Source organism: Pontiella desulfatans, from assembly GCF_900890425.1.
GTDB classification, from domain to species: domain Bacteria; phylum Verrucomicrobiota; class Kiritimatiellia; order Kiritimatiellales; family Pontiellaceae; genus Pontiella; species Pontiella desulfatans.
On sequence record NZ_CAAHFG010000001.1, the window covers coordinates 1375653 to 1398310 of the forward strand.

The 22658-nt window shown below is 57.3% G+C and carries 9 protein-coding genes; all 9 read left to right on the plus strand.

Annotated features, from left to right (window positions below):
• The first annotated feature begins 4 nt into the window (after nucleotides 1-4).
• Nucleotides 5-475: a hypothetical protein gene (locus E9954_RS05265; RefSeq protein ID WP_136078171.1), complete on the plus strand. Its 471-nt coding sequence runs from the start codon at nucleotides 5-7 to the stop codon at nucleotides 473-475.
• A 122-nt stretch (nucleotides 476-597) separates the two neighbouring features.
• Nucleotides 598-1863, plus strand: coding sequence for a hypothetical protein (locus E9954_RS05270; protein WP_136078172.1), 1266 nt, complete (start codon nucleotides 598-600; stop codon nucleotides 1861-1863).
• Nucleotides 1864-2012: 149 nt separating this feature from the next.
• On the plus strand, nucleotides 2013-2972 hold the full coding sequence (locus tag E9954_RS05275) for a uroporphyrinogen decarboxylase family protein (protein ID WP_168441987.1): 960 nt from the start codon (nucleotides 2013-2015) through the stop codon (nucleotides 2970-2972).
• A 668-nt stretch (nucleotides 2973-3640) separates the two neighbouring features.
• Complete coding sequence (locus tag E9954_RS05280) at nucleotides 3641-6868, plus strand: BNR repeat-containing protein (protein ID WP_168441988.1); 3228 nt, start codon at nucleotides 3641-3643, stop codon at nucleotides 6866-6868.
• 197 nt (nucleotides 6869-7065) lie between these two features.
• Nucleotides 7066-10716 carry an RHS repeat domain-containing protein gene (locus E9954_RS05285; protein ID WP_136078175.1) on the plus strand — a complete coding sequence of 1217 codons (3651 nt, stop codon included), beginning with the start codon at nucleotides 7066-7068 and terminating at the stop codon, nucleotides 10714-10716.
• Between the two features lie 125 nt (nucleotides 10717-10841).
• Nucleotides 10842-11921, plus strand: coding sequence for a hypothetical protein (locus tag E9954_RS05290; RefSeq protein ID WP_136078176.1), 1080 nt, complete (start codon nucleotides 10842-10844; stop codon nucleotides 11919-11921).
• 33 nt (nucleotides 11922-11954) lie between these two features.
• Nucleotides 11955-15326 carry a LamG domain-containing protein gene (locus tag E9954_RS05295; RefSeq protein WP_168441989.1) on the plus strand — a complete coding sequence of 1124 codons (3372 nt, stop codon included), beginning with the start codon at nucleotides 11955-11957 and terminating at the stop codon, nucleotides 15324-15326.
• Nucleotides 15327-15479: 153 nt separating this feature from the next.
• The gene (locus tag E9954_RS05300) at nucleotides 15480-18791 is read left to right on the plus strand and encodes a LamG domain-containing protein (protein WP_168441990.1); all 3312 of its coding nucleotides are present in this window, start codon (nucleotides 15480-15482) and stop codon (nucleotides 18789-18791) included.
• A 185-nt stretch (nucleotides 18792-18976) separates the two neighbouring features.
• Nucleotides 18977-22552 (plus strand): autotransporter outer membrane beta-barrel domain-containing protein, encoded by a 3576-nt coding sequence (locus E9954_RS32860; protein WP_187357946.1) that lies wholly within the window; start codon nucleotides 18977-18979, stop codon nucleotides 22550-22552.
• Nucleotides 22553-22658 lie beyond the last annotated feature (106 nt).

Here is a 22658-nt window from a genome sequence, read left to right on the forward strand (position 1 = left end):
TTGAATGGCTAGGAAAAAACAGTTTTTTGCGAATCACGCAAAGTCGAGCGCGGCATTGGTGAGTCTTGGCATCCATGCGGTTTTAATTGTGGTTGCGCTGTCCTTTGTGGCCGTGACCGTTATCACGAAGGACGAGCAAAATTTCAAGGCGGCGGAGGTGAAACGCCCGAAAATGCAACTCAAAAGGCTGCAGGTTCCAGTTAATGTTAAGAAAAAGAAGGTGCAGAAGCCCAAGCTTCGCAAAAGGATTGTGGTTGCCCCTAAATTGAACAAGACCATGCCCGATATCAAGATGCCTGAGGTCACAGGTGTCAAGGGTGGCATTGGCGGTGCCGGTGGTGGGGGGCTCGGTGGGGCGGCCAGCCTCGGTTTTTCCATGCCGCAGTTTGAGATCTTCGGCATCAAGGGCAAGGGCGAGAAGGTGTTCCTCATGCTGGATTCGTCCTATGAAATGATGTACGACGAAATGGGCTGAAAATAGCGCAGTACTACCGTTCGCCCCGCAAACTCTATGCCACCACCTTTGCGGTTCCTCCGGTACAATCCACTCTGGCGCCGGAAGCCTACGGCGAACCGGACACCGAAGGATTGTGCTGGATGGCGCACTACAAGGGGCAGTTGGTGTATCCGGAAGATGTGACCATCCGGTTCTGGGGGATGGGGGACGACCTTCTCGCGGTTCGCGTGGATGGCGAGGTGGTCATGCTCTCTGCCTGGACAACAGGCACGACGGCCGATGGGCATGCCAGCAATTTTGTCCAGTTGTGGCAAACCTCGACATCGAAAAGCCTCAAGCATCCACTCGGTAACAACCTTTCGACCGTCGGGGACTGGATCGATTTGAAGGCCGGGGTTCCGCTGGATATGGAAGTGGTGACCTCCGAAATCACCGGCGGGGTGTATTGCTCCCTGCTCTGTGTCGAGGTTAAGGATGAGGAGTATCCCAAGAACCCGGTTCTGCTGGGGCCGACCTTGCCGATTTTCAAGACTGCGGAGGTTTCCCATAACCTAGCCGACCTGATTCATCGCGATCTGGTTCCCGGCGATGCCTGCGTGACCAACGGCCCGATTTTCCGTGACTATATGGCGAAGGAAACCACGGAGGAAATGAAAGCGATGGTGCGGATTGAGGATGAACCCAAGATTCCTCTTCTTGAAAAGGGACTGCGGGTTTGGTCGAGCACAATGGGCAAAGAGCTGGAGGCCGAGTTCATAACCTATATTGGCGACAAGGCCGTTTTTAAGACTGCGAAGGGCAAGCAGATTAAATATCCGATCGCGCAACTCTCCGCCGAATCCCTCAGGGTGATCGACCTGATGGATCCGCCGGAGTTCGATCTCGATTTCCATAAAAGCAGCAGGCAAGTCCCGCCCCCGCCGTTGAGTCCGTTCAATGCAAATGCCATCCAGCGGCCATTGCGTATCTTCGATTACACGTTCGGGGCGAAAGTGCGCCAAAACACCGCACGGGAATACAGCCGCAAACTGGAGGTTGAATACTATGCTTTCGGCGAAGAGGTGGAGGGAGACCACTGGATTTATCTGGATCGGCGGTCGGAAAGCTTTACACCCACCAGGGAAAACAGGCGCTCCTTCGAATTCAAGGGCGAAGCCGTACGGATCCAGAGTCAGGCAATACGCGATTCCGCACCCATGCGGGGGTCCAGATATGGCGGCTACGTGATTACCCTGAAGGATGAGCGGGGAGCAATCATCGCCCACGAAACCTCGCACGACTTCCTATATGAAAACCTAAGTAGGATCCGGAAGCTGCCTTTCAATGCCTACTTCAACAAACAGGGTGACCGCATGGTGCCATCGCGCCCCACCGAAGAAGAATATCCAACCTGGGTTTTCCGCTAAAACGAACAATGTTCCACACCGGTTCCTTTAGGAACCTTCGGAGAAACTTTCCTATGAATGCAAGAGAGCGAGTAAGAGCCGTATTGAACCGGGAGACCCCCGATAGGATCCCGGTGGACATCTGGATGGTGCCAGAGCTGGTTGACAAAATGAAAATGCGCCTTGGGGTGCAACACGAGTTGGATGTCTACCGGAAATTGGGCGTGGACAAGATTGCCTGGTTGGGTGTGCCGTATAAGGGCGCTGAGATAATTGACCCGAACCGCCAGGGCATGGTCAACCACTGGGGGGTGGAATTCGAGAAGGTCGAGGCCAATGCCAACGCGGAATATGGGGAAGTTTCCTATAATCCTCTTCTGGAACTTGATTGTCCCAGTCAACTCGAATCCTACTCGTGGCCAAGCCCGGACAGCTATGATTATGAGGTGGCGGTCAGGGAGGCGAAAGAGCTCTCCCGGGAGTTCGTCACACTGGGGCCGTGGATTTCCTTGTTCGAAATCTATTGTTCAATGCGGTCGCTCGAGGAAGCTCTGATGGACACCCTTGCCGAACCGGAATTCCTGCATGCGGCACTCGACCGTATTGCCTCGGTGCAGGGCGAAATGGTGAACCGTTTTTTGCAAGCCGCCGATGGGGCGGTCGATATGGTATTCATTAGCGATGACCTTGGTTCGCAGTCGAGTCTGCTGATGTCGCCGGATGCCTTCGAGGAGTTCCTGTTCCCCCGCCTGAAGGCATGGTGCTCCATGATTCATTCCCACGGGGCCAAGGTGTTCTTCCATACCGACGGTGCATCTGAGCCGCTGATCCCGCGGTTGATCGAGGCAGGCATCGATGTGCTCAATCCCATTCAGCATGTGTGCCCCGGCATGGATTGCAAGGAGCTGAAGCAAAAGTACGGCAACCTGGTCATCTTCCACGGAGGGGTAGAAAACCAGCAAATTCTTCCTTTTGGCAACGCGCGGCAGGTTGCGGATGAAACCCGCAAGTGCTTGGATGAGTTAGGTCCAGATGGGTTCATTCCCTGTTCCTGCCACTTCGCCCAAGCCGACACTCCGCTCTGTAATATTTTCGCCTTTATAGAAACAGTACATCAGTATGAAATATGACATTGGTGCTGATGGGGTAAATCTAGAATATGCATTAAGGACGGTAGGTATGAACGTAGCCCGTCGCACTTTTCAACCGACGTTTCCAATTGTCTTCATGCATGCCAATTGTTCCTTGCCTGGTAGGCGTGAAGGCTATCGTGGAAGGAGGATGCCGATTCTTTTGGCACCAGCAGGGACGCGCGGCGGCGCATACCAAGAGTGCCGACTTGTCGAACTCTTGTTTAAAATGGCGATAAAGACCTTGATTTAACGATATGAATCAGGGTGTGTTGGTGAAGTTTCCTCTCCAGATGATAAATTACATCCGTGAATAATCCGAGGAAACCGTAATGGAAGCGGATGCTGGTGCGATGACCGCATGAATGAATTATTGAGAGGGCCGATGAAGCGAAACGTTACCTTAGGGCGGTTATGGCGTTCTTGATGATTGAATTTGCCCGTCGTTTGCAAGGTCGTTGTTCGGGTTACAACGTGGCAGAGGATGGAATTCAGGCGCAGTATGAGGATCATCTGGAAAGTGTTCTTCCAGCTAATTGAACGATAAACCACCTGTTCCCGTCCAATTTTTAAAATTACACTTCCAATGGCTAACCGGTCTAGAGGCTGATCGATCGAATATGAATAGGAACCCAATTAACAAATACGTACGTTTGGCAACCGGCGCAATGGTTTTGGGAGCATCCGTCTGCCAGGCCGCCGAGGTGGAGCTGTTGCAGTCCACGATCGTGGATGACAACGCGCTGAACTTCAGCAGTTCCGCAGCCACGTTCAACCGGAACGTCAACGGACGCACCTACCAGCGGTTCCCCATGGCAACGTTCAAGGGCTATCAATATGCGACCTACTACAACGGGGATCGCCATGTCTGCCTGGCGCGGCGCAAGCTCCCGGATGGGGCGTGGGAGGTGATCCGTTTCACCGATTATACGATTTCGGTTAGTGATTCACATAATGTGGTTTCCGTGGGCATCTGCCAGAAGGATGGAACCATCCATCTCATGTTCGATCACCACAAGGACGACCTCAACTACCGCGTCTCCAATATCGGCGTGGCTTCCAATCCGGAATCAGTGACCTGGAGTACGGCTTTGTTCAGCTCGATCACGGACAATCTGGGATCGGTTGGGTCAATCACGCAGCTGACCTATCCCACCTTCTTCAACGCGCCCAACGGAAACCTGATGCTCTACTATCGCTATGGGGGATCGGGCAGCGGCGACGGCATGATCCAGGAATACAACGGGACGACGCACGACTGGACGACCGGGCTAGGGAAGTTCATTTCCCGCAGTGGAAGCTACTCAGGGGCGTATTCCTCGACCTCCCGCAACCCCTACATCAACGGGATTTCATACGGCGGCAACCGGCTGCATGTCTCGTGGGGCTGGCGCGAAACCAGTACCACTTCCGCCAGCAACCATGATTTGAACTATGCCTACAGCGACGATGACGGACGGACGTGGCGCAACAATGCGGGAACGCAAATAGGTACGACGGGTTCTTCTTTTATATCGATCAATTCGCCCGGACTGATCGTGGCCCCGATTCCGCAGAATATCGGCCTCTCCAACCAATACACCCACTATGCCTTCCCGGATGGCAGCTGCCATGTGATGGTGGAGCATAACAATGTTTATCAGCACTATTGGCGCAACGCCGCCGGTACCTGGAGCCAGGGAACGCTCTCCTTCGACGGCAGCCGCCCGAAGCTGTGCGGCGATGACGACGGCAACCTGTTCCTGGCCTATGCGGATGGGGGAAATCCCCGCATCGCCAAGGGCGTGCCCAACGCCGGGCAAACCGCTTGGAGCTGGTCGCAGGTCTATACCGAAAGCGGCACCACCGAAGGCGGGGAAGGGCAGATCGACTATTCCCGGTGGGAGTCCGACCGCATCCTTTCCTTCTATGGGCAGGAAGAACCGCCCAACACCGGGGAAGCGCCATCGCCCCTGCATGTGTTCGATTACAAGGTCTCCGGCAAGGCGATCCTGCCGGTGCCGGAAAACGGTGCGGCGGTATTAGATGTGGGCCTGGCTTTGGAATGGACGGCCGGCATCGACGCGACAGCCCACCGGGTATATTTGGGAACCAGCGAATCGGCGGTTGCCTCGGCAACCACAGGCTCGCCGGAATACAAGGGGGAGCAACCGGGCACGGTGTTCTCGCCCTCGCCCTCGCTTTCAAGCCTGGGCACTTATTATTGGCGCATCGACGAGGTGCAGGCCGATTCAACCGTGATTCCGGGGATGGTCTGGGCATTCAGCCTGATCCCGGTGGGCGGAACGGTGACGCAGGTCGTGGATCAAGGCACCTGGAACGCGGCTTCAACCTGGGATCCGGCGATCGCCCCGATGGCTGGAATCGACTACGAGACCTCCATGCAATTGCGCTCACCCTCCACATCCGCCACCTTCGCCGGCGACATGCTGACGGTCTTGCAAGGCGGCGAGCTTGCCCTGAGGAACATCGGCGCCCATGTCGTCGTGGTGCCCGATCTGGTGTTGGATGGCGGCAATATCCGGGCAAGCACCGGGCTCGATGTGACCTCGACCTTGGCCGGAAGCATCAATGTGCTCACCAATGCCGCACTGGTTGGGTACTGGAATACCACCGGGGTGCGAAACCTGCGGATACTTTCGAACATCGGCGGCAGCGCCGAGCTGCGCAGCACCTCCTCGAACATCGCCTCCACCCACACGCTCTTCATCGACAACCCGGGCAACAGTTTTTCCGGCGCCTGGATCAGCGAGAGAGGAACCATTGAATTTGCGAGCGCAGGTGCCGTGGGTTCGGCCGATATCGATGTGCGGGCCAACGGCAGCGTGGCGATTATGGGCAACTGGGACGGGTTGGCTGTTGGCGCCGCCTTGACGGTTGCCGACAGCGCCTCCGCCACGGTGGATTTTGGAAGCAATCGATGGACGGTTGCCAACCTGGCCATCGGCAGCACCAGTGTGGGCACCGGCTCCGTCTACACGGCATCGGAGTTGAATGCGCTGGGAGCCGCCGTGTTCGCCGGTAGCGGCTCGATCCAGGTTGGTGTTCTTTCGCCGCCTCCACCCGGCGTGCTGATTGCGGGATGGGATGGCTGGGACAGCGACACCGCGCCGGGTGCCTCCTACACCGCCTCGGACATAACCGCCACCGCAACCGCCTCCGCCGTGGGCGGGACGGAAAGCTGGAGCACGACCGACACCAGCACCGATCCCGGCCGCGGCTCCAGTGGGGACACGACGTGGGGCAACCATGCCGGGCCTCCCGCCGCGAGCGCAACGACCGATGTCCACGGCGCAAACTTCACCTTGACCAATGGCAAGACCGACGGGGAGATTACGTTGACGATCAACAATACCGGTACGGAAGACTTCGAGTTGGGGGCGTTCCATTTCGACGCCGTTGCTTTCCGTCCCAACGCGGCGAGAACCTATGCGCTGAACGTATTGGCCGGCAGCGATATTTCGGTCGGCAATGTCTTCACTTCGCCCAATGATGCGATCACCTCTCTGAATGGAGGGTTGGAGGGGCACGACCAGCACGATGATATTGAAATCTACTTGAACGTTCTCGCCGATAACGTCCTTGAAGCAGGCGGGACAGTGATCTTCCAGCTGGAGTTTTCGTCGGGAACCGGAGACGGGGGAGGCCACCACCTGTTTGTTGACAATGTCGGGATTTCGCTCGTGGGCGGTTCGGAACCGGCCGATCCCCCGGTGCTTGAATACAATTTCAGCAACGGGAACATGGTGTTCACCTGGTCGGACAACCGCTTCAAGGTGCAATCCCGCACCAACCTGGTGAACGGAACCTGGCATGACATTCCGGGCGGCACGGTTCCACCGGTGAGCGTTGCCCCGACCAATGGCGCGGATTTCTTCCGGCTGATCGAGCAATAAGCCTTCGGTTGGGTAATCGGCCAAGGAGAGCTGGCGGGCATCCATTTCAACGATTTGAAGTGCGACTGTGTTGCCGAATGTTTCTAGTCGTTTATACAACACACCTACGATGAAAGAGGAATCCGCTGGCTTGCATTGCTTGGCCGGTGGATCCAAAGGATAACAACCAGGTCGAAGGCGATATACAGGAAGATTTTATGACTAGAACAACGATATTTGCATGGTTTGCGGTCTTTTGCTTATGGGCCTCGGAAGCCTCGGCCTATAAGGTGTGGCTGGGCACCCACAAGTGGGAGGGCGTGGCGGCCGACAACCTCGATCAATGGGACATGGCCATCGATAAGATCGACGGGATCAACTATGTGCTGCTGGATGCCCGACCGGCCCGGCCAGCCGGTGACGGCGCCAATACCAGTGACTGGGACACGATGATCGGCCGGATTGACCAGTCGATTCCCGGTATGGCGGAGATCGCCCGATCGCAATATGCGCCCGCACACAGCCGGACCTTGGCTGAGCGGATGGCGAACGAGTTTGCAACGGTTGAAAACCGGGGCGGCGAGATCGATATCATCATGCTTTATGATGAGGAGAAAGACGGGACTGTTTGGAAATTTTATCTTCAGGACGTCCAAGACGTTCGCGACTGGCTGGATAACAATGGACACGGGGATGTGACCCTTTGCTTCAACCTCCGCAACAATGACCAGGAGCGGTTGGCGCTGGCCCAGGAGGCTATCTTTGACGGGGTTATGATCGAGGCGAGCGCCACGCGATGGGTGGAGGATCGGTATAACGTCCATACCCTGTTGCAGGATTTGTGGACGGATCCGAGTACGAGCAACAAGAAGATCTATTTTCAGATTCCGCGGCATGAAACGCCTGTCGCATCGGCAAGAAACGGCATTCCGACCTCGCCGATCAACCAGTATATCGAAACCCGCCGGGCGTTGTGGGTGATCAAGGATCTGATGGGCGATGCCTTCATGCAAAGTGACCAGGTTATCTTCATTGTCTGCAACTATGGCGATACGTTCGATACCTTTCCGGAAACCGCCAGCAATGATACCCTCTATGTGAATACCAAATCGGGAGTAGCCCTATCCTTGATTGAGCAACGCTCTGCTTTTGAGGGACGTACCGGTTTGGTGGACGAAACCCTTTGCGCAAGTTACGACCGGCTGCTCGCTCCGACCATCAGCTCCATTGCCGACCAAACCGTGCAGGCCAATACCTTGGCGGGGCCGTTGGCCTTCACGATCGATGACGACTTGACCGTCCCCTCCGCGCTCACGCTGACCGGAGCCTCCTCCGACACCAACCTGGTGCCGTTGGAAAATATATTCTTTGGTGGCAGCGGCTCGAACCGCACCGTCACGGTTGCTCCTGCATTCGGCCAAAGCGGCACGGCGGAGATCCGTGTTTTAGTAAGCGACGGCACGCTGGGCACCACCGAGACCTTCGAGGTTTCCGTACTGCCTCCGGGGATCGTGGTTGGCACGATCTACAGCTCCGGCACCGATTGTTCCATCAAGGAAGATTCCGTCATCGAAAAGCTGACGGATGCCACCGTGGACGTGGGCTGCCGGGGTGGGTCGCCGTATGTCGAGCGTTGCACGGTCTATGTGTTTGAACTGCCGGATTTCGGCGCCGTCGGCAATCCGTTTTCGGCAGCCGGTTTCGCCTTCAATTTCATAGGCAAGGACGGCACGTTGCGCGACTACGACCTCTACGGCCTGGGTCGGCGCAGCAGCTCCACGGTGTTGGCCAGCGATTACTACGCGCTGAGTTCCACGCCGGACCCCACCGATGCAACGCGGCTGCAGCAGGACATTCTGACCGCCGCCACACCGCTCGGACTCGTCGGCACCTCGGCAACCGGAAGCTCCGGTCTGGTGGCATACCTCAACGCCCAGTTTGCAGCCGGCGCGGGTGCCGGGGAATATGTTTTTCTTCGGATCAACTCCACAGCTCCGAAATCCGCCATCAGCTATGCGACGTTGACCCTGTCCGAAGGCGGCGTGGCCGTGCCAACCGATACGCGGCCACGGATCACCTACCAGGCGGTGGGCAACACGCCCCCCTACATGGGTTTTATTGCCGACCAGACGATTCCCGCCAACACCAGCACGGGGCCGCTGGCCTTCACGTTGGGCGACGATTCGACGCCGGTCGGCTCGATCACGCTTGAAGCGGATTCCTCGAACACCAGTTTGGTTCCGGTGGCGAACATTGTGCTGGGCGGCAGCGGTTCCAACCGGACCGTGACCGTTACGCCCGTGGCCGAAGAAGTAGGCTCTGCACAGGTTTCCATCATCGCGAGCGATGGTACGTTGAGCGCCACCAACACGTTCACGCTGACGGTAACGCCTCCTCCGCTCGTCTATGAACTGATCGCCGGGTGGGATACCTGGGATAGCACCACGGCTCCCGGCGTTTCCTACACGGCGGCGAACATCACTGCATCCGCGACGGCATCCGCCGAAGATGGCTCTTCCGATTGGAGCCGGACGGACGATGGAAGCGATCCCGGCCGCGGCTCAAGTGGGGACGGTACTTGGGGAACCCATGCGGGACCGCCTGCGGCAAGCGCAACAACAGATGTCCACGGTTGCAATTTCGCGTTGACCAATGCCAAGACGAACGGGCAGATCACGGTCACCATCAATAATGCCGGTACGGAAGACATCGCTTTGGGCGCCTTCCATTTCGACGCCGTTGCATTCCGTAGCAAGGCTGCCCGGACCTACGCATTGAACGTGTTGGACGGAAGCGATGTTACCGCCGGAAATGTCTTCACATCGCCGACCGATGCGATCACCGACCTGGGTGGAGACCTCGTCGGCCACGACCAGCATGATGAGATCGACATCGACCTGACCGGACTTGCCGATAACGTCCTCGAAGCAGGTGGAACGGCCATTCTCCAAATTATGTTTACGGGTGGCGCAGGTGACGGCTCCGGCGGACACCACCTGTTCGTGGACAACCTCGGCCTCTCAGGGGCATTCACGGAAACCGTAGCGCCTCCGGCGCTTGACCTGATCGCCGGTTGGGATGTCTGGAACAGCGGCGCAGTGCCGAGTGCCAATGTCGTCGCGACGTACATCACCGCATCGGCCGTGGCCATCTCGGAAGATCCTACCCGCCCTTGGCATGTGACCGACGAGCGGGGCGCCAGCGCGGACGGCACCTGGGGATCCTTTTCGGGAGCACCAACGGCAAGTGTGACAACGAATGCGGATTTTGAAAACCTGGAGCTTCCCAACGCGGTGACCGGCGGAACGCTCACGTTCTCCGTTACGAACAACGGTACGGCCGGCATCGAGCTCGACACCTTCCACTTCGACGCCTACGCCTTCCGTTCCAAGGCCGCCCGAACCTACGAATTGAGTGTATTGCCCGGGGGCGGTATTTCAGCAGGCGTCATTTACACCTCTGGTGTCCAGGAGATCACCGAAGTGAATGGCGCATGGGACAACTTCGCACACGACGATATCGACCATTCCCTGACCGGGCTGGCCGACAACACCCTTGGAGCGGGCGAGTCCGTCCAGTTCCGGCTCACCTTCTCCGGAGGGGCGGGCGACGCTTCCGGCGGCCATGATCTGTGGGTGGATAACGTGGCCATCTCAGGAACGATATTGCCCTCCACGGAACCCCCGATGCTCGAATACAACATGGGCGGCGGCGACATGGTCTTCAACTGGACCGGCGACGGCTTCAAGGTCCAGTCCCGCACCAACCTGACCATGGGTACCTGGCAGGATGTGCCCGGCGGCGATTTGCCGCCGGTAACAAATTCAACGACCGATCCAGCAGCGTTCTTCCGGTTGATCGGGCAATAGGTCCGATGTTCGTTTTATCTGGCTCCCTGCGCCAAGCATGCGAGCCGAATTTAACGATTTGAAACCTGATGGTGTTGAGGGGCGGGCGTATTCTGATAAATCCATGCATTGTAATGAAAAATAGAATGCATATTTCAGTAGTGGTTTCAGTGGCCGTTATCGCGGCGATACTCTTGGGCCTTTACGTTTTGAAGGAGTCGAACCAGCAGGAAACGGAAGGCCGAACATCCGGACAACCGGTGCCCAGCGTGGCTGAGGAACCTGATGTTCAGCAGGGTGATTCCGTTACCGCCAAGGATGAGGTGCATGTGGGACAACGCCGCCCTCCGCTCAGCCAGAAGGTGGATGCCATTCAGCAGGAACCTGATTACAAGGAGCGTCCGGGTATGCTGTTTGATCTGATGCTTGAAGCGTCGCTTCAGGAGGTTCACGGGTTATTGGCATTAAGTGAGGACGTCACTTATTCTGTGGGGTTCAGGGATGACATGAAAGCGGCGGCCTTCGAACGGTGGTATCAGTTGGATCCGGTGGCGGCGATTCGGGCGATGGATGCCTCCACGCTGTCTGCCAGCCAAAAGAATTCAAGGATGGAAATCTTTCTTGAAGATTGGGCGGGCCGGTCGCCGCAGGATGTTGCGGCTCTTCTTGGGCAGGGTCAACTTACCGGCGTCTCTTCGGACCTGACCTATGGCGCATTGGTTCGAGGCAGTGCGAAGAACGGCGACCTTGAAGTGGTCGATGCTGCGTTGGCCCTCATGGACGATCCAACGTTGAGGTTTTATGCGCTCAAGTCCGCCGCACGTGTTTTGCAACGGGATCATGCCGACCGGTTTGAGGGTTGGTTGGTCACCTTGCCTGGCTCCGACCAGAATACGGCCCTTGCCGAAAGTGCCTGGATGCTGGCGGATCAAGATATGGACCGCGCGCTTCTAGGATTAGATCAATTGGCGGCGCGCGGTGCCGATGAACTTCCGGTCACGCGACTGAGAGTCGCCGTGAAGTGGGCGGATAAGGATCCAGTCAAAGCGGCAAATTGGGTGGCCGCCCAGGACGTGACGGGAGAAGACCGGGAAATTCTATTTGCGAACGTCATGCGCGTTTGGATTTCAAAAGATCAGTCGGCAGCGGTGGCCTGGGTGGAGTCCTTAATCGAAAAAGGGGAAATCGACGAGGCGTTCATGAATCGGGTTGGCGGGCGATTATAGGGATAAAAGTGAGGGTTGAACATGCGTGTTAAAATGAAGATGAGAGCCATTGTTTTAATCGTGTCCGTGGTTTTTTCCACGAGTGTGAGTTTGGGCTATGAGGTGTGGTATGGCATGCCCTATTTGCCGGCAAATGCAGGAACTACCGAAATTGATCAGTGGGATATTGTTGCTCCACAGTTACAGGGGATCAATGCGAATTTTCGGGATGCACAGCGCCCCGAAGAAGAAAGAAACACCCGCGATACGTGGAAGGCGTCCCTGGACCAGATGCCCAATGCAAGGAATAATGCGCTGGTGGCATTACCGAGACCCGAATTTCAATATTCCCCCGGAGGGATGGGCCAGAAAACGTTAGAGGAGGCACTGCAGCTCCGCTGGAACCAGGAAAATCAATATGGAATCACGATCAACTATCTCATGCTTTATAATGAACGGCCGCAGGAAAACCCGGACTTGCCCGTCATCGAATATACCGATGCAGAGGTTCAGCAAATTCGGGACTGGTTGGATAATAACGGGCATTCGCAGGTCATCCTCTGCTGGGATGTCCGCAGTTTCGCTCCGGACGAACAACTTTATTCCGAAAAACCGGCCTTTACCGGTATCATGATGGAAGGCAGCCCCTATTTATGGGAATCAAATTCCGGAAGACGTAAGGAATATATTCAATGGGCCTTAGCGAATCCCCTGGTGAAAGACAAAGAGTGGGTGATGCAAACCCCTGTACGAAATATCAGCGGAATGAATCTCTACGAATCGATGCGTTGGTTCATGCGCTATATTCCGCAGATTCTTGGAGGTTTCGATTTTTGGCGGCGCGATGATGTTTCCATGCTGACCATCACCTACGGCCCTACAGATAAACACCTTCCGGAGCTAGAGTCGGGTGAAACGCAATATGGAAATTCGATCATGGGCTTTCAACTCTCCATTATTGAACAAAAAGCTTTGTTTGAGGGATATCATGGTGCGATTACAGAAGCACAAGCCGAAAGCCGCGATAGAATCATTTATGACATGCCGCCGGAAGGGCCGGCTTCCGGCCTGCTCGCGCACTGGCCGTTGGATGAAGGTTCGGGAACGATCGCGGGCGATGCGTCGGGCTATGGATTCGACGGCGAGCTGCTCAACGGCGTGACCTGGGGCAGCGATGCGGAGCGCGGAACCTACGCGGTGTTTGACGGAGTGAATGACCGTATTACCACGCCGCTCAACAATGCGCTGGCCGACACGAACGACTTTACCTGGGCCTGGTGGGCGAAAAGCACACTTCCTGCGACGGATACCACACAGAAAGGGGCCATCATGGTGGGCAACCGCTACGGGAATACGGGCGACCAAAGTTTTGAATTTATCAAATTCACCCCGCAGGGCGCTCAACTCGCGAATACGGATAATGCCGGCACCATCGAAAAATATGAGTATGCCGACATTCCGCAGAATGAATGGCACCATTACGCGATGGTGAAAACCGGCACGAGTTATCAGTGGTATGTCGATGGCGTCGCGCAGGGTGTGGCCTCCAATTTTGTCTACAGCGAATCCTCCACAATCCCATTCCTGATCGGCGGCGATGACGATGGTTCGGGCACCAAGGTGAACGAACATTTCCAGGGCTGCATCGACGACGTGGTGCTGTATCGCCAGGCGCTGACGCCGACGGAAATCGATGATGTGATTAATGGTATCTATCTTCCGACGATCACCTTGGTTACCCTTGGAACACCCGTTGATTCGACGGAACCCACAGCTTGGTCTGATGGTCAGGCGCCTCATGGCGGTGCCGATTATGTGATTCCAGACACTGGAAATCTGCGTGGCGAATCCGGAACCACCACGTTTCCAGGTGCCTCTTTGAAAGTGGAGGCGGGCGGCAAGTTCCAGGTTCGTTCGCTCGACAGTTCGAGCCAAATCACCACCGTGAATAATCTGATTCTCGCAGGTGGCACAGGCGCAAATTATACCCAGCTGGCCGCCGGAACGGGTACCGGAGAGATCAATGTGCTCGACGGAAAAGTGACCAACTCGGGCGCCAGCCGACTGGTGACATACGCTTCGGTAACCCGAAGCCTGAAGGTGCTTTCGCAAATCAGCGGCGATGGAACCCTGCAGGCCGGCGGCGGCGCCTCCGTCATTGTTGACAACGCCGCCAACACCTTCTACGGCACCTGGGAAGCGGATGCCGGCACGACACTGACCTTCACCAGCGGCGGCGCGGTCGGAACGGCCGATGTCGACGTGCTGGACGGCGGAACGCTTCAGATCCTCGGAACCTGGGACTCGGGCGCCTCGCTGAGCGTCGCCGACACGGCAACGACACAGGTTGATCTTGGATCCTACAGCTGGTTTGTTTCTTCCCTCCTGTTTGGCGGATCATCGGTTGAGGGCGGAACCCGGACCGCATCGGAGCTGAATGCGCTCGGAGCAAACAGCGTCTTTACCGGAACCGGCACGCTTACGGTCGTGCCGGAAGGGTCTGTCTATGTTTCGGCCGTCTACAACACGCCGGGTACGGTGATGTGGACCTGCCCTGAAGGCATCACCTACATTCAGGTGGAATGCTGGGGCGGCGGCGGCGCAGGAGGAGGCGCTAAGCTAACGGCGACAAGTGGCGGCGCGGGCGGCGGCGGTGCTGCTGCGGGTGCCTATGCCAGGGTGATGAATGTTCCGGTCACGCCCGGCAATACCTACAGCCTTACCATTCCGGCGGCGGCCACGTGTTCTTCCGGCTTTACCGACGGCCAGCGGTTCAATGGCTCGGCCGTGACCTTTACGGGCGATGGCGGGGAAACGGTCACCGCCGCGGGCGGACAAGGTGGCGCCTGCCATATCGGCAGTGCCAACGGACCGGCCGGCATCGGCAGCACGACCGGCTGCGTCGGAGACCAGTTTTACAAAGGCGGTAGCGGCGGAAACTACGGCAGCAACAACGGCGGCAGCGGCGGCGGCGGACCCAGCGACCTGGCGGACGGCGGTGACGGCTCTACAACGGAAACGGGCGGCGGAGGCCTCGGAGCGATTGGCAGCGACCCTGACCACAACGGCGGCAACGGCGCCAATGGCCGAGGTGCCGGGAATACCGGTTTACCCGGCAACACGCCAGGCGGCGGCGGTGGCGGTGCCAAGTCCCAGATGCAAGATGGAGAATATATCGGCGGCTCGGGCGGCCTGGGCCAGATCATCATTACCTATCTTCAGCTTCCTGCCGTAGAATCCCCGGTGCTTGAGCACAGCATGAGCGCGGGCGGCATGGTCTTCAGCTGGACGGGAAGCGGCTTCAAGGTTCAGTCCCGCACCAACCTCATGGACGGGGCTTGGTCCGACGTGCCTGGCGGCGACGTCACACTCGTGAATGTGATCCCAACCAACGGTGCGGCTTTCTACCGGCTGATTGAACAGTAAGCTTTCCTGAGGCGGGTGGAACGATGTTAACAAATACGGAGCTCAGTCGTTTCATACAAATGCGTGCTCCGAAAGGGGTAGAAGAAAAAGTAAAAAATGAGTGCTAAAAATAAGATGAGAATCTTTTATTTAATGGTGTCGGTGCTTTTTTCAGTGAGCATAAGTTTTGGCTATCAAGTTTGGTTTGGCCTGCCCTATATGCCGAAGGAATCCCAAAGCAATCTTGATCAATGGGATTTCATGGCCACGCAAGTGAAAGGGCTCAACCTTAATCCAGTGGATACCCAGCGGCCGGATGAAGATCGAAACAGTACGGCTGACTGGAAAGCGATTGTTCAAGCCATGCCGACCGCCAAAAACAATTGCATGATCGGCGTCCCGAGAACGCACTTCTTTTACGATGGATATGGAGGCTCCTCAAAACCCACATTAGCGGAAATGCTAAACACAAAATTTAAGCAGGAAGGAAAATATGCATGCCAAATCAAATGGGTCATGCCGTTTGATAACCAACCCGGAGAAGACCGAACGCTGCCAATCGAGCTATGGAGCGATGCCGAACTGCAGGAACTGCGGGATTGGCTGGATAATAATGGGCATGCCGATGTTAAGTTATTGACCAATGTGCGAAACAACGGCACCCGGGCTCATGATTTTGCTGAGAAAGCCATTGTCGATGGTATGTCCATAGAAGCCAAAGCCTACCTTTGGTATGAGAATAACGGCCGCAGGCAGGATTACCTTCAATGGGCCGTGGCAAACCCGTTGACCAAAGATAAAAATTTTAAGTTTCAGGTTCCTTTTGGAACATATGACGGAGAAAGCGGATATCAGGCGATGCGCGGTTTTATGCGTTGGTTGAGTAACACCGTGCTGAATAGTACGGAACTTGTCCGGCGTCCGGATACGGTATTTCTGATCATCACCTACGGCCCTAGCGATCCGCATCTTCCGGAACTGTCGGCTGATGAAACGGAATATGTAAATACGATGTCATCGCTGTCGTTATCGCTTATCGAACAAAAGGCCATGTTTGAAGGAACTGCACCGGGAGGTTTGATCTCCAAAGCGCAGACCCTGAGCTATGACCGAGCAGTAGTTGATTCCGCCCCGACCTCCGGCTTGGTGGCGCATTGGCCGCTGGATGAAGGTTCCGGAACGGATGCATACGATGCGTCGGGCTATGGATTCGACGGCGAGCTGCTCAACGGCGCGACCTGGGGCAGCGACGCGGAGCGCGGAACCTATGCGGTCTTTGATGGAACGGACGACCGAATTGAAACATCCTTCACCTACGCACTGGCCGACACGAATGACTTTACCTGGGCGTGGTGGGCAAAAAAGGAGCCCACATCGCATTCGGGTTCGATCATGCTCGGCAACCGCTACGGCAACACGGGGTCGGAAACGTATGAATTCATCAAAATGACGCCCTCCAAAGCATCGTTTGCGAACACGGACAGTACCGGTAGCATTGAAAACTATGACTATGCGGAGATTGCCGTGTCGAGCTGGCACCACTATGCGATGGTGAAGGACGAAACGAGCTACCAGTGGTATGTCGACGGCGTGGCGCAAGGTGTGGCATCCAACTTGGTCTACAGCGAATCCTCTCCGCTTCCATTCCTGATCGGCGGAGACGATAACGGGTCTGGCACGGTGAATGAACATTTTGAGGGCTGCATCGACGACGTGGTGCTCTACCGCAGCGCCCTGACGCCCGGGGAAATCATCAATGTCATCAACGGTATCTATCTGCCGACGGTTACGCTGACCACGCTGGCAACGCCGGTTGATTCGACCGATGGCAGTGTTTGGTCGGACGGTCTGCCCGCCCACGGCGGAGCGGATTATGTGATTCCAAGCACTGGAAACCTGCGTGGCGAATCCGGAACCACCACGTTTCCAGGTGCCTCTTTGAAAGTGGAGGCGGGCGGCAAGTTCCAGGTTCGCTCGCTCGAAAGTTCCAGTGACGTGACGACGGTGAACCATCTGGTTCTCGCAGGCGGTGCGGGCGCAAATTATGCCTTGCTCGCCGCCGGAACGGGGAACAATGCGATCAATGTACTCGATGGCACCATCACCCAATCGGGCGCATCGAAACTGCTTACCTATGGCGGCTCCATTGCCCGAAGCCTGAATGTGCTTTCACAGATTAACGGCGATGGAACGCTCCAGGTGGTCGGCGAGGGCGCAATGATCGATAACGCCGCCAACGCCTTTTCCGGAACATGGGAAGTCGCCGACGGCGCAACGTTGACCTTTAACAACGCCGGCGCGGTCGGTTCGGCCAATATCGACGTGCTGGATGGTGGAACGCTCCAAATTCTCGGAACCTGGAACTCGGGCGCCTCGCTGAGCGTCGTCGACACGCCAACGACACAGGTTGAGCTTGGATCTCAAAGCTGGTTTGTATCTTCCCTTCTCTTTGGCGGCTCGCCGGTTGAGGGCGGAACCCATACCGCATCGGAGCTCAATGCGCTCGGAGCAAACAGCGTCTTTAGCGGAACCGGCACGCTTACGGTCGTGCCGGAAGGGTCGGTCTATGTTGCGGCAACCTACAATGCGCCGGGTACTCAGACTTGGACGTGCCCGCAAGGCATCAACTACATTCGGGTGGAGTGCTGGGGCGGCGGCGGCGCGGGGGGAGGTGCCGTGCGAACCACGCCGACAGGCGGCGCGGGCGGCGGCGGTGCTGCTGCGGGGGGCTATGCCAGGCTGATGAATGTTCCGGTCACGCCCGGAATGAATTACACCATCACCATTCCGGCGGCGGCCACGTGTTCTTCCGGCTTTAGCGACGGCCAGCGCTTCAACGGCCCGGCCGTGACCTTTACGGGCGATGGCGGGGCAACGGTCACCGCAGCAGGCGGACAAGGCGGCGCCTGTCATATCGGCAGTGCCAACGGACCGGCCGGCATCGGCAGCACGACCGGCTGCGTCGGCGACCAGTTTTACAAAGGCGGCAGCGGCGGAAACTATGGCAGCAACAATGGCGGAAGCGGCGGCAGCGGTCCCAGCGACCTGGCGAACGGGGTGGACGGCTTAACAACGGAAACGGGCGGCGGGGGCATTGGAGCGACGGGCAGCGATGCTGCGCACGACGGCGGTGACGGCGGCGATGGCAGAGGCGCCGGAAATCATGGTTTCGCCGGTAGCACTCCGGGTGGCGGCGGCGGGGGTGCCAAGTCCCAGATGCAAGGTGGAGAATATCTCGGCGGCTCGGGCGGCCTGGGCCAGATCATCATTACCTACCTGCGGCTTCCCGCAGATGAAGCGCCAATGCTCGGGCACGGTATGAGCGGCGGCGGCATGGTCTTCAACTGGACGGGCAACGGCTTCAAGGTGCAATCGTGCACCAACCTAACGGAAGGAACGTGGCAGGATGTGCCCGGTGGCAACATGCCGCCCGTGACGAACTCCACGGTAGAACCGGAAGCCTTCTTCCGGTTGATTGAGCTGTAGGGTTCCCGGGAGTGTTCGGCCCCGAAGAGCCAAGCGCGATTTTAACGATTTGAATATGCGCAAGGTTTTCGGGGTGCAGTTGTTGGAATAAAACCAAGTTCGATAAAAGAGGAATAAACCGCATCGCTGAACCAGCGCATATGCGCGTGTGGAATCCAGAGCGGGACGAGTGGCAAGGAGATACAATGAGGAATCATGTTTTTAACGCCGTATTGTTGACGTGTTTGTTTTTAGGTGGCGCATCAAGACTCGATGCGGCGGTCTATTATGAATCCGGCGGCTTGGTCATTATGGAGATGGAGAACACGGATTCTCCGCTAGGGCTGTGGCAACAGCAATCCTCCCTGGGCGGGTATACGGGAAGCGGCTATCTGCAGTTCCTGGGGAATACGTACGAAACGGGGCCGGCAACCTCTCCGCTTGAGTACACGTTTAAAGTGAACCAATCCGGGCTTTACTATCTCCACCTCCACTGTGCGAAGGAGACGCATGATGGCCGAACAGATGTGGCCAACGACTGCTATGTGCGCGTGGAAGGGGATTACAGTGCCGGGCCGGCTCCATGGGACAGTCATGGCGACAATGCCCCCTTGGGCATGCTGCAAAGTGATACCAAATATTTCGGGGGAGCGGCTGATGCCTGGAAATGGGAAGATGGGGAGCTGTCTTCGGGGGGCAATGGAAACCTGGATGCCGGCGGAACGTCAAACAAGCGGGTGGCGGTCTACGATTTCAAGGCCGGGGAGACCTATACGCTGGTTGTTTCCGGGCGCTCCAAGTTTTTCAGGATCAACCGCATCATGTTCCGCCACACGTCGGTGGCGAAGACTACGGCGCAGAACCTCGGCAATCCGGAATCGGGGATGGTGACGTCGGTTGCAGAATATGCCTATGAGGCAACCTCCGATTTTCCCGACTACCTGTCCGGCGATGTTCCGTACTATATCGACCCTGGCAACGACGCGCTGGCCATCGCGGCGAACATCGAGGCGAACCGTAGTGGTTTTGCCCGGGCTTCGAGAACCTTTGATGGCGCGACGGGCCACTACGATGTGACGATTACCACGCTGACGGAAGAGGATGGGGAATCCACCTACCGGCTGCTGGTGAACGGATCGGTTGTGGCCACCTTTGTGAATACCTACATCGGCCCCGGTTCGCCGCAGGACCTGCAACCGGAAACCCACCGATGGGTGGGCATCCCGATCAACAGCGAAGACACCCTGGCCATCGAGTCGAACGCCGACACCAATGGCGAAATTCCCGAAGGCACCAACGGCACCGCCTGGGCGCGCGGCCGCTGGCGCCAGATCGAGCTGACGTCTTCGCTGGTTAAGCCGCCGACCGGTCGGCTGGCCTATGTCGCCGACGGCAACTCGCCGGACCCGGACGATATCGGCGCCAATGCCGTGCTGTTGGGGCTGCTGAAAGGGGCTGAACAGCAGGATCGGCTGGTTCACTTCTCGCATTCGTGCGACCTGGTTAAAGCCAGCAACATTTCCGCTGCGGACGAACTTCGCCGCCAGGCGTATTTGCACCGGACAGCCGCTGAAGGGTTGTCCTACTTCGGGCCGTTCACCAATCTGGCCGACTACTACAACTGCCGCTCCAACCAGACGGCGGCGGTCGCGAACCTGACGGCGGCCATCGACGCTTCAACCGCCGCCGATCCGCTGTGGATCATCGAAGCCGGCGAACCCGACATCATCGGCTATGCCTTGCAGGCCGCCGACCCCGCAAAGATACCGTATGTTCATGTGGTGTCGCACCATCCGGCCAATGATGATAGCGGCGACATCTTCACCTGGGCACAAATCTTGGCCTTTGGCGTAACCGAACATCAGATCGGCGACCAGAATGTTGGATTGCAGGTGCTCATGAGTTCCGGATTGTGGGACTGGGCGGAAGGCCATGGCAATCCGGCCATGGTCTGGATTCTTGACCAGCTGAAATATGCGGAAGCCGATGGCGTCGTCGGTTTCCAGACCGGCAAGTACGACTGCTCCGATGCCGGGATGATCTACTGGTGGTTGACCGGTGCCGATAACGGTGGAAACAAGCATTCCACCCCGGTCGAAATAAAAGACCTGCTGCTCTACGATGGCATCACCCTTGCCCCGACGGTCACCATGGTTGCACTGGGCTCCGCGGTGGATTCGACCGCAGGCAGCACATGGTCGGATGCGCAGCCCGCGCATTCGGGAGCCCATTACATGGTTCCCGCCACCGGAAACCTACGCAGTGAAAGCGGAACTTCAACCTTCCCCGGCGACTCGCTAACCGTTCTGGCCGGGGGTAAATTCCAGGTGCGGTCGCTGGATACACTCGGCGAAACCACGACGGTGAACCAGTTGGTTTTCAGAAACGGAACCAGTTTTGCGGCGGGAGAAGTTGCCCAACTCGCCGCGGGAACCGGTAATGATTTGACGAATGTGCTCGGCGGAAGCATCTCGAATTCGGGTTATACCAAGTTCCTTTCCTACCATGCCTACAGTGGCGGCGCCATTTCCCGGAGTTTGAGCATCCAGTCTGCGATTGACGGTGATGGGCATATCCAGGCCTGGGAAGGATCGACGGGCTATGGAGGGGAAACCGTGATTATCGCCAATGCGGCCAACACGTTTTCCGGAACATGGGAAGTTGGTACGGACACCACGCTGGTGTTCAACAACGCCGGTGCGGTTGGTTCGGCGGATGTTGTTGTTCTTGACTCGGGCAAGCTACGGATTTTGGGTGATTGGAACACCTATGCAAACCTGACGGTGGCCGACACTGCGACCACATCAGTCGATCTGGGTTCCCATGCCTGGAAGGTAACCCATCTGGACGTTGGAGGAACTGCCATTGCCGACGGCTCGTATACCGCGGCCCAGCTCAATGCATTGGGAACGAATCCGGTATTCAGCGGCAACGGAACCCTTGTTGTTGGCGCCGCCCCGCCTCCTCCCGTATCGGCAATTGTTGCCGGTTGGGATACGTGGGATAGCGCGACCGCTCCCTCCGCATCCGTGCTTGCACCGAATGTCACCGCATCGGCTGAAACGACCACAGAACAGCAATCTTGGAATGTCGTCGACGAGCGCGGTGCCAGCAACGACGGTGATTGGGGAACCTTTGCAGGCCCCCCCTCGGCGAGTACCGTAACCAATGCGGATTTTGAAAACCTTGAGTTGCCGAATGCCACCACCGGCGGAACCATCACGTTCTCGATCACAAATAATGGTCTGGCCGATATCCAATTGAATGCCTTTCATTTTGACGCCTATGCGTTTCGTCCCAAGGCGGCCCGGGCATACTCGCTGAGCGTGTTGGCCGGCAGCGATATTACCGTCGGTACGATCTACACGTCAGCGGACGATGAAATTTCTTCCGTAGGTGGGGCGTGGGACAACGGTGCGCATGACGATATCGATCTTTCCCTGGCCGGGCTTGCCGACCATACCCTTGCTGCCGGCGAGTCGGTCGACTTCCTGCTGGCCTTTTCAAGCGGAGAGGGGGATGCCGCCGGCGGCCATGATCTGTGGGTGGACAACGTTGCCGTTTCGCAGCTGGTCACCGTCCCCCCGGCCGCACCCCCGGTGCTCGGTTTCGACATGAACGAAGGCGATATGGTCATCTCCTGGAGTGGGAGCGGATTCAAGGTGCAGTCCTGCACCAACCTGACGGTAGGCGCCTGGAACGATGTGCCCGGCGGCGATATGCCGCCGGTGACGAATTCCCTGACCCATCCGGAAGCCTTCTATCGTTTGATTGAGGAATGAACACAGTTATTTTAACGATCTTAATCATCTAAAGGTTGTCCATTTTCGCGGAGGTTGTTATGGGTTGTTCCAAGTTAAAAAGGAACAGGTGTATTCATACGAAAGC

Excerpts from the sequence above, each read along its gene's own strand:
- E9954_RS05285 (WP_136078175.1), top strand. The coding sequence starts at position 7,066 with ATGACTAGAACAACGATATTTGCATGGTTTGCGGTCTTTTGCTTATGG.
- E9954_RS32860 (WP_187357946.1), top strand. The coding sequence starts at position 18,977 with ATGAGGAATCATGTTTTTAACGCCGTATTGTTGACGTGTTTGTTTTTA.
- E9954_RS05270 (WP_136078172.1), top strand. The coding sequence starts at position 598 with ATGGCGCACTACAAGGGGCAGTTGGTGTATCCGGAAGATGTGACCATC.
- E9954_RS05275 (WP_168441987.1), top strand. The coding sequence starts at position 2,013 with ATGAAAATGCGCCTTGGGGTGCAACACGAGTTGGATGTCTACCGGAAA.
- E9954_RS05280 (WP_168441988.1), top strand. The coding sequence starts at position 3,641 with ATGGTTTTGGGAGCATCCGTCTGCCAGGCCGCCGAGGTGGAGCTGTTG.
- E9954_RS05290 (WP_136078176.1), top strand. The coding sequence starts at position 10,842 with ATGCATATTTCAGTAGTGGTTTCAGTGGCCGTTATCGCGGCGATACTC.
- E9954_RS05265 (WP_136078171.1), top strand. The coding sequence starts at position 5 with ATGGCTAGGAAAAAACAGTTTTTTGCGAATCACGCAAAGTCGAGCGCG.
- E9954_RS05295 (WP_168441989.1), top strand. The coding sequence starts at position 11,955 with ATGAAGATGAGAGCCATTGTTTTAATCGTGTCCGTGGTTTTTTCCACG.